Below are 15,857 nucleotides of genomic sequence, written 5' to 3' on the forward strand. Positions count from 1 at the left end.
CGGCCTACGGCCGACTCAATATCACCTCGGGTTCGCCTATCGGCTCACCCTCGGCCGCTGTAGCCGGAGAGCCCACTGGGCTCTCCTCGGCTGAATTGACGTCACGCCTCGCGCGACGCCGATGCAGCCGCTACAGCGGCCAACGCCCTCGGCGCGTGGAAGCCCTGCTTTTCGAATTCGTCGGCGATGGCCTGGGCGACCTCGTGGCTGCGACCCTTGTCGACCAGCGCGATGATGGAGCCGCCGAAGCCGCCGCCCGTCATACGCGCACCGTAGGCGCCGTTCTTGCGGGCCACGGCCACAGCCACGTCGAGCTCGGGCACGGTGACTTCGTAATCCGCAGCGAGCGAATCATGGGAGGCGTTGAACAGACGGCCGGCAGCCTCGATGTCGCCGTTCGCGAAGGCGCGGACGAAGGAGCGCACACGCTCAATCTCGGTGACCACATGGCGCACGCGCTTCTTCATGGTCTCGTCCGGCAGGGCGTCCAGCGTCTCCTTCAGCGCCTGGAACGGATCATCGGACTTGGAGATGCCGTCGGCGGTGACGCGCAGGTTGGCCACGCCGAGGATCTTCGCGGCCTGCTCGCAGGTGGCGCGGCGCTGGGCATACTGGCCGTCGTTGAGCTGGTGCGGGGCCTGGGTGTCGACCACGAGCAGCTCGAGGCCGTACTTGTCGAGGTCGAATTCCTGCTGAGAGACGTTCTCCAGCGGGGTGAGTTCCGGACGGCAGTCGAGCAGCAGCGCATGGCCGGCGGTGCAGCGCATCGAGGCGTTCTGGTCGAGGCCACCGGTGGAGGCGCCGGCCATCTCGTTCTCGGACTTGATGGCGGCGTTGATGAGGGTCACGCGGCCGGCGTCGGATGCGCCGTAGCCGAGACCGTACACGTCGTCAAGGGCCAGAGCGGTGGAGCAGGTCATCGCGGCGGAGGAGCTCAGACCCGAGCCAAGCGGCACGCAGGAGACGAACGCGGCGCCAAAGCCCCTGACCTTGTCGAAGCCGGCCTCGCGCAGCGCCCATGCCACGCCGGTCGGGTATGCGGACCAGCCGTCCACGCCACGGGCCTGCAGGTCTTGGAGCTCGGCTTCGGCGACCTTGTCCGGGGCGACGTCGGAGACGACACGCACCTTGGTGTCCTCACGCGGGCTCAGGGCGATGAACGTGCGATGCGGCAGTGCGATCGGCAGGCAGAGGCCGGCGTTGTAGTCGGTGTGCTCGCCGATGAGATTCACACGGCCCGGAGCGGCCCAGACGCCTTCGGGCTGGACGCCATAGGTCTTGGCGAACAGCGCCGTGGCCTGCTCCACACCGGCCTGATGTGAGATCGGTTCGATGAATTCAACAGCAGTCATTGATGTTTTTCTTTCTGTACGCAATTGCTTAGGCTCCCCTCAGCCGGCTTCGCCCGGCAGCTCCCCTCATGGAGGGGAGCCAGACGCAAGGCGGGCAGAAGAGAGAGGAGAGAACTGGATTCAGTCGGCGATGTCCACGTCGCCGAGCTCGTGGAAGCGCTTGGCGATGAGTTCCGGGGTGGTGTCGGAGATCCAGGCGGCCATGCCGGACTCGGAGCCGGCGAGGTACTTGATCTTGTTGGCGGCACGACGGAAGGAGAAGAACTGCAGGTTCAGGCGGTAGTTCTCACGGCGCGGGTCGTGGATCGGGGACTGGTGCCAGGCGGCGATGTACGGCAGGTCCATGCCCTTGCCGTCGCCCTTGTCGAAGAAGGCGTTGCCGCGCTTGAGCAGGTGCGAGTACATCGATGCGAGGTCCCAACGCTCGTCGTCGTTGAGCTGGTCGAGGGTGAGCACGTCGCGCACCGGGGCGACGTGGACCTCGAGAGGCCAGCGGGCGGCGGCCGGCACGTAGGCGACCCAGCTGTGGTTGCGCATGATCACGCGCTCCTCGGCCTCGAGCTCGGCGTTCATGATGTCCTTGAGGAGGTTGCCGCCGGTCTTCTCATGGTAGGCCTCGGTGTGCTGCAGCTCCTTCTCCATCTTCGGCGCGATGAACGGGTAGCAGTAGACCTGGCCGTGCGGGTGGGCCAGCGAGACGCCGATCTCAGCGCCGTGGTTCTCGAACGGGAAGATCTGCTCGATACCGTCCATCTTGGAGATTTCAGCAGTGCGGAAGGCCCAGGCCTCGACCACCGTGCGCAGGCGGGAGACCGGCAGGTCGGCCGGCAAACCATCCTCGTTCGGGTCGAAGCAGATGACCTCGCAGCGGCCGGCGGCGGGCTTCTGCTCCCACAGCTGGTTGCCGTTCACGAACTTCGTGGAGTCGTCCTCGCCGGGCACGCGCACCATCGAGGGGAAACGGTTCTCGAACACAACCACGTTGTAGTCGGTGTCCGGCACCTCGCCGTCCTGGTAGGGGTCGCCGGGCTTGCGGGCGGCCAGCGGGTTGCCCTTGGCGGTGGCGCCGGGGCCGGCGGTGATCGGGCGGTTCATGCGGGCGGTCGCCATCGGAATCCAGTCGCCGGTCAGCGGGTCGCGGCGCATCTGCGGGGCGGCGTACGGCACTTCGTTGCCGTCGGCGTCCAGATGCGGCGCGAAGCGGTAGCCCAGCGGACGCGGGTCCTTGAGCTCGCGGGTCTTGGCGCCGGAGACGTACTCGGGGTCGTCGTCCAGGTAGAAGAAATCACGGCCGTCGGCAAGCGTCGTCGGCGTGATGCGGATGTGCTCCTTCGCATACTCCCCAGGGGTGTAGTTGGCGAAATCAGCCATGGGTGTCACTCACTTTCCTCATTGGTCTCGCTCTGGTGGGCCAGCACGAGTTCCTTGACCAAATCCTTGGTTTTGGCGGCGGAATCGGGATCGAGCCCGTCGTCGGTGATGACCGTGTCGACCTGATCGAAGCGCGCGAACAACGACAACGACGTGCAGCTCCACTTGGTGTGATCGGTCAAAACTATGGTGCGATCGGCGATGTCCATCATCGCCATATCGGTTGCGGCCTCCAGCGAGTTCGGCATGAGGAAGCCACGGGGAATCGACACCGAATGGGTGCCGAGGAAGACGGTGTTCACGCGCAGCGAGGCGACGACCTTGTCCGCGATCGGCCCGACGAGCGAATTCGAGCGGGTAATCACGCCGCCGGTGACGATCACCTCGACGTCCTTCGATTCGAGGGCCTGGACCAGTTCGGCCACCGGAATCGAATTGGTGAGGATGGTGATGCCGCTGGACTGCTGCGATTCAAGCAGATGCTGGGCGAAGACATACGCCGTGGTGCCACCGCCGATGGCGATCACGTCGCCAGGGGCCACGTATCGGACGGCCTCCTGCGCGATGGCGTCCTTGAGGCCGATGTCCATCTGGGACTTGACGGAGAACAATGGCTCGCTCAACAAGGTACTGGTGGTCACGGCACCGCCATGGACGCGCTTGAGCAGACCTTTGTCCGCAAGCTCGGCGATGTCTCGGCGAATGGTCATCGCTGACACCCCCAGCTCCTTCGAGAGCGCGGTGATGCGCACGGCACCTCGCGTGCGCAGCCTGCTCAGGATCAGGTGCTGACGTTGTGACGAAATCATACGAACATTATCGCACACAAAAGCTCACAAACCAAACCGAACTGAGCGTTTTGAGGACAAATTTCCGACGTTATGAAGCTTTTGGCGCCCATTTCGGTAGTTTTGCCACCTCACCACCGCCAAACCGCGCAAAATCTCACATTCGCGGTCGCGAAACTACGTATCGGCCCGGTCGTTGTCGGTTCGGCAGTCGGCCGTCGTCATGCGTCTTCTCACGACCCTCCTGTGCCGCCCGACGCCCTGACGCCCCGGCGACGAGGGCGCAACGGGCACGCATGTTTGGGGCGATGAAGACGAAGTGGGCGACACCCCGGCGACGAGGATATGCAGGCGCTGCAGGCACGCAGAAGGACCAAGCAGGAAACCGCACAAAGTGACATGACGAGCGTCCGCCTTAGACTCCACCCGACCGACGGTCCATGCTTCTCACGGGCGCGTCGGCATTCCCGGAGGCCGCCGAACAATCCGCCGCACTGTTCCACGCTTCTCATGGACGCGGCGGCATTGTGCGCGCCCTTGCCTCCGCCCATCTGACGGCCCCACCCCTACCGAGGGCGACGGGCCCGTGAGACAATGGAAGCATGACCTACGTTTCGCAAAGTTTCTGGCATGATGCCGTCAACAAAGCCACCACGGACCTCTTCACCTTCGGCTACAAGCACATCATCAAGCCGAACTTCGTGTTCAACCACCGCCCCGACGAGGCGCATGACCAGATGATCACGTTCTGCAGCGTGGTCAAGCACATGCCGCCGCTGCTGTGGGCCGAGCGCACGATGCTCGACTACACCGACCCGATTCTCGAGACGCAGGTGATGGGCGTTGACTTCACCAATCCGTTCGGCCTGTCGGCGGGATTGGACAAGAACTGCGAGATGCCGGTGCTGCTGGATAACGCGGGCTTCGGCTTCGAGACCGTGGGGTCGACCACGTCGCGCCCCTGCCCCGGCAACCCCAAGCCGTGGTTCCATCGTCTGCCCGAATACGATTCGATGATGGTGCATGTCGGACTCGCCAACATCGGTTCCGACAAGGTCATCGCCCGCGCCGAGCAGGCTTGGACGCAGGCCCGGCAGATGCAGGTGTCCGTCTCCATCGCGCGCACCAACGATGAGCTGTGCGGCGACCTGGACGAGGGCATTGAGGACTACTGCATCTCCATGCGCCGGGCTGCCGGCCGCACCGCGATGGTGGAGGTGAACGTCTCCTGCCCGAACACGCATGTCGGCGAGCCGTTCACGGCCAGCCCGGAGAATCTGGACCGCCTGTTCACCGCATTGGACAAGATCGATCGTCCGCAGCCTACGCTGGTCAAGATGCCGCTCAACAAGCCGTGGCCGGAATATCGTGAGCTGCTTGACGTGCTCGCCGAGCACAATGTGCAGGGCGTGTCCCTAGCCAATCTGCAGAAGGACCGCACGGGCCTCGAGATTCCGCGCGATTGGGAGGGCGGACTCTCCGGCGGACCGTGCTCGACGGCAAGCACCGAATTGGTCCGTCGCGTGCGCCACGAATTCGGCGACCGGTTCGCGATCGCCGGCATCGGCGGCGTCTTCACCCCGGAGCAGGCCTACGCCAAGATTCGCGCCGGTGCGGATCTGGTCATGTTCATCAGCTCGCTGATGTACCGCGGCCCGCAGCAGATCACGGTACTGAAGCGCGGCCTCGCGCAGCTTCTGCGCCGCGACGGCTTCGAGCACGTATCCGACGCCGTCGGTGTAGACGCATAAGACAGAGCGGCTCTCTCCCCGAGGAGACCCGACGGACAAAGACAAGCCTCCCCACACAGCGGCTCCCTTCCCTGAGGGAAGCCGTCAGCAAAGCTGACTGAGGGGAGCCACGGGCCAACACCCGTAACTCCCCTCAACTATCTACGCTCCACGATGAAGCGCCAAAAGAGCCCTATCGCTACGCACTCACTTCCATCACCAACACCACTCAGAACGCGCCGCGCACGTATTGCGGCGCATACGGGGCCTCGGTGACGGGCACGCCCAGCTTGTTGGCGGCGCGCAACGGCCAGAACGGGTCGCGCAGGCCGGCGCGGCCAATCTCCACGGCATCCGCCTTGCCGCGCGAGAGCACTTTGGCCGCTTCCTTCGGCTTGGTGATGAGCCCCACCGCGGTGACCGGCACCTCGGCCTTGAGTCGCACCTGCTCCGAGAACGGCACCTGATACTCGGGCTTGACCGGAATGGACACACCCGCCACGATGCCACCGGTGGAGACGTCCACCAGATCGACGCCATGGTTCTTGAGCACCTTGGCCAGTGCGATCGTCTGGTCGAGATCCCAACCGCCTGCGGCCCAGTCGGTCGCAGAGACGCGCACCAGCACCGGCATATCCTCCGGCACCACACCGCGCACGGCGTCCACCACTTCGATGAGGAAGCGGGAGCGGCCGGTCAGACCGCCGCCATATTCGTCGTCGCGCTCGTTGCACAGCGGGTCGAGGAACTGGGAAATCAGGTATCCATGGGCCGCATGGATCTGGATGGCCTGGAATCCGGCCGTCACCGCACGGCCGGCGGCCGCGGCGAAGGCTCCGACAATGCCATGGATCTCGTCCACGGACAGGGCACGAGGCGTGGCCAGCCCGCCGAACGCAATCGGCGAAGGCGCCACCGTGGGCCAGCCGCCCGCCTCCTCAGGCACGCTCTGGCCTTCGTACCCCAACGCGAAGCAGCCGGTCGAAGCCTTGCGTCCGGCGTGGTTGAGCTGGATGGCCGGCACCGCGCCGGCTTCGCGGATGCCGTCCACAATCCAGCGCCATGCATCGATCTGGCCGTCCTCCCACAGACCCGTATCGCACGGGGAGATACGCCCCTCCGGCGCCACGGCGGTCGCCTCGGCGATGATCATGCCGAACCCACCGAACGCGCGGGAGACGTAATGCTGGTAGTGGAAGGGCGTGGGCCTGCCGTCGCGCGCGAACACCGAATAGGTGCACATCGGCGGCAGCCAGATGCGGTTGCGCACGGTGAGCCCGCGCAGCTCCATCGGTGTGAACAGTCCCGGACGGCTCTTCTTGTCAACGCCGTTCTTCTCGTTTTTCTCCTTGGCCACGGCCTTTCCGCCTTTCTCGCTCTTCTTCGAATTCCTGCCCTTGCTCTTGCCGGCTTTGCCGGCTCCGCCGGTCGTGTCACCGTTGGCGCCATCCGGTCCGGAGCCTTTCGGTCCCTTGCCCGACACATTCGCCGCGTTCAAAGTCACCGCCTTGAGATCCGGCAGATCGAATCCCCGGAAATCAAAATTCTCGTGTGTCAATTCGTCGTGAGTGGTATCGCTCATCGCTCCCCTTCATCGTGGCCGTCCCCGCGGCCCGGTTCAATGCAATCCCTCAATATTGTAGAACGGGCGCCGTCTGAAGAGACAAACGCCCGTTAACTACGTAATTACGGAAGAACCGCGACCGAATGGTCATGGACCGACCATTCGCGAACCAGCCGTCCGCAAACCAATCAGCCGATACCCGGCAGTCCGTCACTGACCGCTGTTGGTCTGCCCGCCCTGGTTCTGGGTCTGGTTCTGATTGCCGTTCTGGTTGGCTTCCGGAGTCGTCGTGGTGCCTCCGGTTTGGTTGCCCTGACTCTGAGTCTGAGTCTGGCCCTGCCCCTGTGTGGTGGACTGGTTGCTGTTATTGTTCGTGGACTGCTGCGGCACGGTGTACGCGCGGCCGCCGATGCCGTAGTACTTGCCGGTGCTCGTGTACTTCGCGACCGGCGTTCCATAGTCGTTGTCTATCGGCAGCTGCTTCTTGTCCGCATAGGCGTTCAGGAAGTTGCGCACGGCGGGCGCCGGAATCATCGAACCATCCCACACGCTGGCGTACACACCGTTGATGGTCATGTTCGACATGCGGTTGGAGTACGGGTTCTGCGCGTCGCCGGCCACGGCGAACGTGGCGATCTGGTTCGGGATGAACGAGCCGCCGGAGATGGCGAGATCGTCGCTGGTACCGGTCTTACCGAAGGACTTGCGCCCGTTGTTGAGCTGGAACGTGCCGCCGGCACCGTCGGCCCTGACCACGCCTTGGTTCAGCGTGTAGGCGAGCGTCTGGATGATGTCCTTGTCCACGGCCTGATGGCAGTTGGCGGACGGCACCTTGAGATCGTTGCCATCACGGTCGGTGACCTTCTTCAGCGCGATCGGGTTGCACTGCACGCCGTTGGAGGCGTACACGGCGTAGATGCTGGCCATGGTGAGCGGGGAGACGTTGACCGAGCCGATCATCATGGACGGCGTGAACTGCGAGGTCTTGTCGATGGTCTCGCCGGTGGCGGCATCATGGTAGCCCACTTCGGTGGCCGTGTCCGCCACCTTGCACAGCTTCATGATGGTGCCCATCGTGGCTTGTGTGGTGTTGTGGGAGCGAACCAGACCGAGGAACGGGCTTTCCGGGTTCACGGTGCCGGCGCCCAACGCGTTCTGGACGGACCAGGAGTCGGCGCCGCCGGAGTATCGGTCGCAGGCGAAGTCGGTGGTCGGATAGTTCGTGGTGGTCTGGAGGTTGTCATTGATCGAATGGCCGGACTCCATCCACGCGATGAGGTTAATCGGTTTCCAGGACGAGCCGATGGTCCATCCGGAGCCGCCGCCGTCCGCCAGATCGACGGCGAAGTTCTGGCCGGACTTGGTCGGATCGCTATCGGCCGCGGAGGTGGCGTCGTAGTAACGGTTCAGGCCGAAGCCCAGCACCTCGCCGGTGCCCGGTTTGACCGAAGCCATCGCGATCTCCATGCCGCTCGAATCGTTGGGAGCGATGGCGTTGCGCGCGGCCTCCATCATCTGCGCGTTGGCATCCACATCCAGTGTGGTCACGATCTTCAGGCCGCCCTCCTGCAGCAGCTTGCTGCGTTCGGCACGGGTCTTGCCGAATTCCTTGGAGTTCTGAATGCGGTGAACCACGAAATCGCAGAAGAAGGCGTAGTCGCCGGTGTCCTGGCAACCCACGTTGACGCTTTGGGGCTTGAGCGTGTCCTTGAGCGGGGTGTTGACTGCCTCGTCATACTGCTTCTGGGTGATGAACTGCTGATCGAGCATGAGCTTGAGCACGGTGTCGCGCTGGTTCTGGCTTGCCTTTTGGTTGGCCTCGATGAGCGGGTCGAACTGGCTCGGGTTCTTGGTGATGGCCGCGATGGTGGCCGACTGCACCACGTTGAGGTCCGCGGCGGAAACGCTGAAGTATCGCTGCGCGGCTGTCTCGACGCCATACGTGTTCACGCCGAACTGGGCGATGTTGAGGTAGCCCTGCAGGATTTCGGGCTTGGAGTACTTCTTCTCCATCTGCACCGAGATGAGCATCTCGCGCACCTTGCGGGCGATGGTGTCCTCGGTGGCGTGGTACTGGGCGATCGGGTCGTCGTCCTCGATGGCCTGCATGAGCAGCACGTTCTTGACGTACTGCTGGGTGAGCGAGGAACCGCCCTGCTGTTCACGGTCGAGCAGATAGGTCTGCACGAAGGCGCGCATGACGCCCTGCACGTCCACGCCGGAGTGGGTCCAGAATCGACGGTCCTCACGCGCCACCACCGCCTGCTGCATGGTCTTGGAGATCTTGCTCAGCGGCACCACGATGCGGTTCTGGTTGTAGAAGGTGGCGATCACGGTCTTGCCGTCGTTCGCATACATGATGGATTTCTGCGGCAGGCTGGTCACATCGAAGTCCACGTTCTCCACCTTGAGCGAGGGGATCACGGCCTTGGCCGCGTTGTTGGCGGCGAACACGCCCGGCACGAACAACACGCTGGCCGCCACGCCACCGGAGACGGCGAGCATGACGTAGGCCAGAAGGAGAATGAGCACACGATGGACGGTGAGGGACTTCTTTTTGGGCATGCGGCCATTCTAAAGGGGCCGCCCTACCAACCGCCCGCCACCACCACGGGCGCGGGCATATCATCACAAGAACCGCACTAGCGTAAGATTCGCTGAATATCCGCCGAATATGTCGCGGAGGGCTTAGTGATCCGTCTCACTGATATCCGTCTCTCCCCAGTCAGCTTCACTGCCAGCCCATCTCATCAGAGGGAGCCAACACCGCTCAGACAATGACGAAACAAACCGCTATGCCGCGAGGCTATCGCCGCGAACGCCGGATGAGCATGCCGGGCTGGAAGATGATGATGGAACGTCCGTCTCGCGCGATCCAGCCACGGTTCGAGAAGTCCATGAGCGCCTTGTTCACCGTCTCGCGACTCGAGCCCACCAGCTGCGCGAGCTCCTCCTGCGTCAGATCGTGCGGGACCTTGAGTCCCTGCTCCACCGGCTCGCCGAATCGCGAACCGAGATTGAGCAACGTCTTGGCCAGACGGGCGGGCACGTCCATGAACACCAGATCGGAGATCCGTTCGTTGTTGGCGCGCTGGCGGTTGGCCATGACCTGGAGCATGTCGATGGCCACGCGGGGATGCTCGTCCAGCCATGCGAACAGGGCGTCATGCTCGAGCCATGCCACACGGGTGCCGTGACTCATAGCCACCGCCGAGGCGGTGCGCGGGCCGCCGTGCGGGTCGAACACCGGAATCTCGCCCAGCACCTCACCGGGCGCATGGATGGACAGCAGCTGCACACGATCGTCGGACGACGTGCGAATCAGTTTCACCCGCCCCTGTTCGAGCAGGTACATACGGTGGTCGGTGTCGCCTTCGGAGAAGATGTAATCGCCCTTGTCGTATGCCGCACGCCGCAGATGCGGCAACAGCTCCTCGGCTTCGGTGGGTGACACCTGCTTGAACAGCGCCGTGTGCAACAGGATGTTCTCCTCGTCGGCAAACGCATTGGGCGTATTCAAGCTCATTACACCATCCTTGCCTTCACTCCGGGATCCAGGACCGTCTTCGGCCGTCCGTCATATTGTAGCGCGCCGTCGCTGGTTTCTCCCGAGACGTTCACCCTGCGGTGCAAGGTCACGCGAACCATGCCAGCAAATGGTCGATGATCGCCTCGCGGCTCAGTCCGGTCTGGCTTCTGAGCGGGTCGACGCGTTTGACCGCCGACTTCACCGCCTTGTCGGACATCTTCTCACGGCTGGTGTTGAGCACGGCGCCCATCTTCGCCGCGTCGATGTCGTACGCCATGGTCACATGGTGCAGCACCGCGCCGGCGCCGCGTCCGCGCCCGCGCCCGAAACCGGCACCGGCATCCTCGGCCGCGCCCTTGGCATCGGCGTCTGCCGTCACCGCTGCCGCGCCGGCCCTACCCGTATCGACCGGGAATCGCCGCTGTGCTGCGCCGCCGATCTTGCCGTATTGCGAGGCGATGTCGTTGAGTCCGGCGAACCGCACGTCCAGTCCCAGTCCGCGCAGGGATTCGACCAGCCACCAATCGCACAGCCGGTACGACTCCTCGATGCTGACGCCCCGTACGAAATCCAGCGGCGCATACAGGGAATAGGTGATGGTGTTGCCGGGTTCGATGAACATCGCACCGCCGCCGGTGCAGCGCCGTACCACATCAAAGCCGTATCGTTCGGCGACGTCCAGATTGACCTCGTCCGGGGCGGACTGGAACCGTCCGATCACCACCGCAGGCCCTGCCCACTCCCACAGACGCAGGGTGGGGCGGCGTTCCCCCGTCGCGACCTCGCGCGCCCAAGTCTCGTCAATCGTCATTTGTTCGGCGGGCATGCGCGGGATGTCATGAACCACGACGAGATTCCGCCGCAGCGACTCCCAGCGGGCGCGGTATTCCTCGGCATGACTCAGTTCCTCGGCGTGGCATTCCTTGGTATGGCCTAGCTCCCCGGTATGCCCCAATCCCCCGGCTTGGCCCGGCGCGACGTCCGGGGAATCCCCCTGTGACGAATCGGCGACCGCGTCCGGCGAGTTCCGCTCGAAAAGGGCGAAGGAATCCCCCTGTGACGGATTGACGGAAGCTCTTTTCTGCACAGGCTGTCGGCGCCGAGTCGACTCCTTGCATGACCGCCTGATGGACTCACCCCGATACTTTCGGGAGTCATCCGATTGCTCTGTGCCGCCGGCGTGAAGTCCGGCGAGAGCGCGCGCGTAGGCGGTTTCGATGGCGTCGGCATCGGTACCGACCAGTCGGACATCGGGATGGGCGTCCAACGCAACTCGAACCGGGCGGCCTTGGGCCAAGGCCAGTTCGATGTCATGCAGCAGCGCCTCGGATTCGGCATCCGACGCCGCTTCCACAAAGAAATCGCCGTCCACGCGGCAGGATTCCACGACGGCACCGACTGGAGTACCGACTTGGGTGCCGGCACCGCGCACGATATCACCGCTATTCGCTGTGGCATCGTCAGCTACGGTGCCATCAGCTACGCTCCCATTAACCGCGGTCCCATTCGCCGTGGCATCATCAGCCACAGCACCATCTGCTGCGAAGCCATCCGCCATGGTGTAACCAGCTATAGCACCATCCACTGCGGCGACATCCGTCATGGCGTGACCCGCCAGCACCACGGTCACCGCCACCAGTTTGCCGCCCGGAGTCTTGTATTCGCCGCGTCCGATTATCCCGCTCATTCCACCACCATAACCCAATCCCCGGGATGGTGGCAGACCATTAACCCACTCCCCGGGATTCATTATCGGCAAATAATCGACCCAGGCGCCCGCGACGTCGTTTGCACGGGACGAAACGTAAGTCAGCGACGACGCCATGTTACGTTTCGTCCCACTTGAACCCTGTGGATACCCGTGCGGGCCTCCACAGACGTCGCGCAGACCCCGCTTGGACGCTCAGCTCAGATGCGGGCGAGGATGTCGCGACCGACCTCGTCGGTGCTGCGGACCGTGGAGCCGAGCTCGGCGATGTCCGCCTCAACCGCGGCGTGAATCTTCTTGGCCGCATCGTCGAACCCGAGGTGCTCGAGCAGCATCGCGGCGGAGAGGATGGCGGCGGTCGGGTTAGCCTTGTTCTGCCCGGCGATGTCCGGTGCGGAGCCGTGAATCGGCTCGAACATGGACGGATACTCGTCGGAGGCGTTGATGCAGCCTGAGGCGGAGTAGCCCACGCCGCCCACCACGGCGCCGGCCTCGTCGGTGATGATGTCGCCGAAGAGGTTGTCCGTGAGGATCACGTCGAAGCGGGACGGGTCGGACACCAGGAAGATGGTGGTCGCGTCGATGTGCAGGTAGTCGTGGGAGACCTCCGGGTATTCCTCGGCCACCTTGTCCACGATGCGCTGCCACATGTCGCCGGCGTTGATTAGCACGTTCTTCTTGTGCACGAGCGTGACATGCTTGCGGCGCTTCATGGCCAGCTTGAACGCGTAGCGCACCACACGTTCCACGCCATACGCGGTGTTGATGGACACCTCGGTGGCCACCTCCTGCGGGGTGCCGCGACGGACCGCTCCGCCGGCGCCGCAGTACAGGCCTTCAGTGCCCTCGCGCACCACCACGAAGTCGATGTCGCCCGGGTTGGCGAGCGGCGAGGTCACGCCCTTGTACAGCTTGGAAGGACGCAGGTTCACGTACTGGTCCAGATCGAAGCGGAGCTTCAGGAGCAGACCGCGTTCGAGGATGCCGGCCTTGATGCGCGGGTCGCCCACGGCGCCGAGCAGAATCGCGTCGTTGGCCTTGATGCGCTCCTCTTCCTCTTCGGGGAGGATGGCACCGTCGCGCAGGTAGCGCTCGGCACCCAGGTCGAAGTGCTCGTATTCGAAATCAGCCACGCCCTGAGCGGCCTTTTCCAAGGCCTTCTGCGCCCACGGGGTGACTTCCTTGCCAATGCCGTCGCCGGGGATGACGGCGATTTTGTATGTCTTTGCCATAGCTTCTGGAGCGTACTCGCGCGCCCACAAGCCGGTTATCATCCGCTCAGCTGGTGGACACGCCGCCCCGGCTCCTATCACACGCGGAGCCGGGAATACATGCGACGAGTCGAGGCGCGAGGGCTACCGCGCCAGATGCATCACGTCCATGCACCAGGCGTTCTCGTAGGAGACCTCCTCCCACTGCTTGTACCGTCCGGAGATGCCGCCATGACCGGCCTCGACCTCGATCTTGGCCACGGCGTCCACGCCGGCGGCCTGCAGCCGGGCCAGCCATTTGAGCGGCTCGACGTACAGCACGCGCGTGTCGTTCATCGACGTGGTGATGAAGATGCGCGGGAAGTCCGCGGCGTCGACCACGGTGAGCGGCGTGTTCTCATACGGCGTGTACGACTTCATGTACCGGTATACCTCGGGGTCGTGCAGCGGATCGCCCCACTCGTCCCATTCGGTCACGGTCAGCGGCAGGTCCGGGTCGAGTATCGAGGTGAGAGCGTCCACGAACGGCACATCCGCCTCGATGCCCGCGTAGCATTCGGGCGCCATGTTCGCCACCGCGCCCATGAGCAGGCCTCCGGCCGAGCCGCCGTTGGCCACCGTGCGCCGGGGATCGGCCAGATGGGCCTCCTCGAGCGCGCGCGTGGCGTCCACGAAGTCCTCGAACGAATGCTTCTTGTTGAGCCGCCGTCCCTGTTCGTACCAGGCACGGCCCATTTCGCCGCCGCCGCGGATATGCGGCACGGCGTACAGCACGCCACGATCGAGCATGCTCAAACGCGAGACCGAGAAGCCCGGGTCCGAGGAAATCTCGTACGCACCGTATCCGGTGATGAACATCGGGGAATCCTGCGCGGGGAAGTCCCGGTGCCACACCAGCGAGACCGGGATGCGTTCGCCGTCCCGTGCGGTGATCCACACCCGCCGCTCCATGTAATCGCGCGGGTCGAAGTCGCCTAGGACGGTGGCTCGTTTGAGCAGCGTATCCCGCCCGGTGATCGGGTCGATCTCATGCAGCTCGCCGGGACGGGTGTAGCTGGCGAAGGAGTAGCGCATGCGCGGCGCGTCATAGGACGGGTTGCCTCCGGTGCCAATGGTGTAGAGCCGTCGGGTCTCGCCAGGCAGATGGTCGTCGCTGGCACCGTCCGAGGAGGAGGTGTGGTCGGCGGGGCGCACGCCGTCGGCCCCCGTCCACAACGTCTCGCCGTGGTCGCCGGTCTCGTCGGCGCGGTCGGCGGCGACCATGTCCCAGTCGTTCTCGAGCGGCGGCGGCAGCAGTTCGACGAACCTCCAGGGCCGTCCGGCCAGGAAATCGGCGGCGGCATCGGTCTTGGTCATGTACGCCACATGCGCTTGACCGTCCGACCGGTAGCTCAAGGTGACGAAATGGCGGTGCAGCCCAATGCCCTCGATGCCCAGTCCGTGCGCCCCCTGCAGGATGGCCGGGTTGACGGGATCGAAGTAGGCCTCGGTGATCGGACGGTCCGGCTCGCCGTGTTCGCATCCATAGGGTGAGCCTGCGGCCACGCACACGCCCTCGCCCAGCCGGTACGGCGGCTCATGGTCGCGCATGTCGATGACGTCGATCTCGAAGTTCGGATTGGAGGCGTTGTGATAGACGACGGCGAGCGGCACGTCCTCGCCGTATTCCCCCGCGCCTTCGAAGCAGGCGAAGCTCACGTCGTATTCGACGTCCTGCTGCCGGGGTATGAACGCCTGGAACTCGCCTTCCGGGGTCGCCACCGGCAGCATGAGCACTTCGGTGGTGGTTTTGGAGCCGGTGCCGATGACGATGCTGCGTTCGTCGAAGCTGATGCCGACACCCACCCAGAACCGTTCGTCCTGCTCGCGGTACACGCACACGTCCGCATCCGTCGGCGTGCCCACCTGATGACGCCAAATCGCGCAGGGACGCCAGGAATCGTCCAGTTCGACCCAGAACACCCACTTGCCGTCAGGGGTGAAGGACGCGCCACCGATACCGTCGAACCGCTCGGGCAGCTCGACCGGACCGCCGTCCTCGGTGCGGGATGCGAGGTCTCGGATGCGGAAGTCGTAGCGCTCGTCGCCCTTCACGTCCACGCCGTACAGCAGCCATCGGCCGTCATGGCTCAGGTCCAAGCCGCCGAGGCGGAAGAAGTCATGCCCCTCGGATTCGACGTTCGCATCGAAGACGATCTGCTCGCCGGGCATGGAACCGGGCGCGCCCTGCGGATCGACTACGGGCGGGTCCCAATCGTCGGCGCCGCGCACGGGCATGCGGCATTGCACGCCGTACTGCTTGCCCTGTTGGGTGCGGGTGAAATACCAATAATCGTTCACGCGCGTGGGCACCGACATGTCGGTCTCCTCCACATGCGCCTTGAGCTCCTCGAACAGCATGTGCCGGAAGCCCTCCAAATGCGCCATGCGCCGGTCGCAGTAGCGGTTCTCCGCGGCCACGTAGTCCTGGACCGCCGCGGACTCCTTGTCACGCATCCACTCGTAATCGTCCTCGAACACATCGCCGTGGAATTCCCGGCGTGTGGGCTCGCGTTTGGCCACCGGCGGCATCGCGGCCGTCTCGTTCATGCTTTCAGTCATGGA

At 64.5% G+C, this 15,857-nt stretch carries 10 protein-coding genes; 1 reads left to right on the top strand and 9 read right to left on the bottom strand.

Going from position 1 to position 15,857, the window contains the following annotated elements; all coding sequences use genetic code 11:
- Window positions 1-101 precede the first annotated feature (101 nt).
- The 3 genes from galK to BG22_RS05690 form a co-directional block, all read right to left on the bottom strand.
- Entirely contained in the window at window positions 102-1,352 is a 1,251-nt protein-coding gene (gene galK / locus BG22_RS05680) for a galactokinase (RefSeq protein WP_140493985.1), read from the bottom strand.
- 120 nt (window positions 1,353-1,472) lie between these two features.
- Window positions 1,473-2,723: a galactose-1-phosphate uridylyltransferase gene (gene galT, locus BG22_RS05685; RefSeq protein ID WP_140493987.1), complete on the bottom strand. Its 1,251-nt coding sequence runs from the start codon at window positions 2,721-2,723 to the stop codon at window positions 1,473-1,475.
- A 5-nt stretch (window positions 2,724-2,728) separates the two neighbouring features.
- A complete protein-coding gene (locus BG22_RS05690; RefSeq protein ID WP_140493989.1) occupies window positions 2,729-3,532 on the bottom strand; it encodes a DeoR/GlpR family DNA-binding transcription regulator in 804 nt (267 codons plus the stop codon).
- Between the two features lie 581 nt (window positions 3,533-4,113).
- On the opposite strand from BG22_RS05690, the gene BG22_RS05695 reads away from it, so the two are divergent.
- The gene (locus tag BG22_RS05695) at window positions 4,114-5,262 is read left to right on the top strand and encodes a quinone-dependent dihydroorotate dehydrogenase (RefSeq protein WP_140493991.1); all 1,149 of its coding nucleotides are present in this window, start codon (window positions 4,114-4,116) and stop codon (window positions 5,260-5,262) included.
- 208 nt (window positions 5,263-5,470) lie between these two features.
- On the opposite strand, the gene BG22_RS05700 is transcribed toward BG22_RS05695, so the two are convergent.
- The 6 genes from BG22_RS05700 to BG22_RS05725 all read right to left on the bottom strand — a co-directional run bounded on the left by BG22_RS05700 (window position 5,471) and on the right by BG22_RS05725 (window position 15,854).
- A complete protein-coding gene (locus BG22_RS05700; protein WP_181163400.1) occupies window positions 5,471-6,823 on the bottom strand; it encodes an NADH:flavin oxidoreductase/NADH oxidase in 1,353 nt (450 codons plus the stop codon).
- Between the two features lie 192 nt (window positions 6,824-7,015).
- On the bottom strand, window positions 7,016-9,370 hold the full coding sequence (locus BG22_RS05705) for a transglycosylase domain-containing protein (protein WP_140493993.1): 2,355 nt from the start codon (window positions 9,368-9,370) through the stop codon (window positions 7,016-7,018).
- Window positions 9,371-9,611: 241 nt separating this feature from the next.
- The gene (locus tag BG22_RS05710; protein ID WP_094666957.1) at window positions 9,612-10,331 is read right to left on the bottom strand and encodes a Crp/Fnr family transcriptional regulator; all 720 of its coding nucleotides are present in this window, start codon (window positions 10,329-10,331) and stop codon (window positions 9,612-9,614) included.
- Between the two features lie 109 nt (window positions 10,332-10,440).
- Entirely contained in the window at window positions 10,441-12,021 is a 1,581-nt protein-coding gene (locus tag BG22_RS11160) for a lipoate--protein ligase family protein (RefSeq protein ID WP_258186228.1), read from the bottom strand.
- Between the two features lie 221 nt (window positions 12,022-12,242).
- On the bottom strand, window positions 12,243-13,274 hold the full coding sequence (locus tag BG22_RS05720) for a 3-isopropylmalate dehydrogenase (protein ID WP_094666959.1): 1,032 nt from the start codon (window positions 13,272-13,274) through the stop codon (window positions 12,243-12,245).
- A gap of 123 nt (window positions 13,275-13,397) precedes the next feature.
- Window positions 13,398-15,854, bottom strand: a complete 2,457-nt coding sequence (locus BG22_RS05725) for a S9 family peptidase (protein ID WP_140493994.1) — start codon at window positions 15,852-15,854, stop codon at window positions 13,398-13,400.
- Between the last annotated feature and the right edge of the window lie 3 nt (window positions 15,855-15,857).

The sequence above is a fragment of the Bifidobacterium sp. UTBIF-78 genome, assembly GCF_006408945.1.
In the GTDB taxonomy this organism is placed as follows: domain Bacteria; phylum Actinomycetota; class Actinomycetes; order Actinomycetales; family Bifidobacteriaceae; genus Bifidobacterium; species Bifidobacterium myosotis.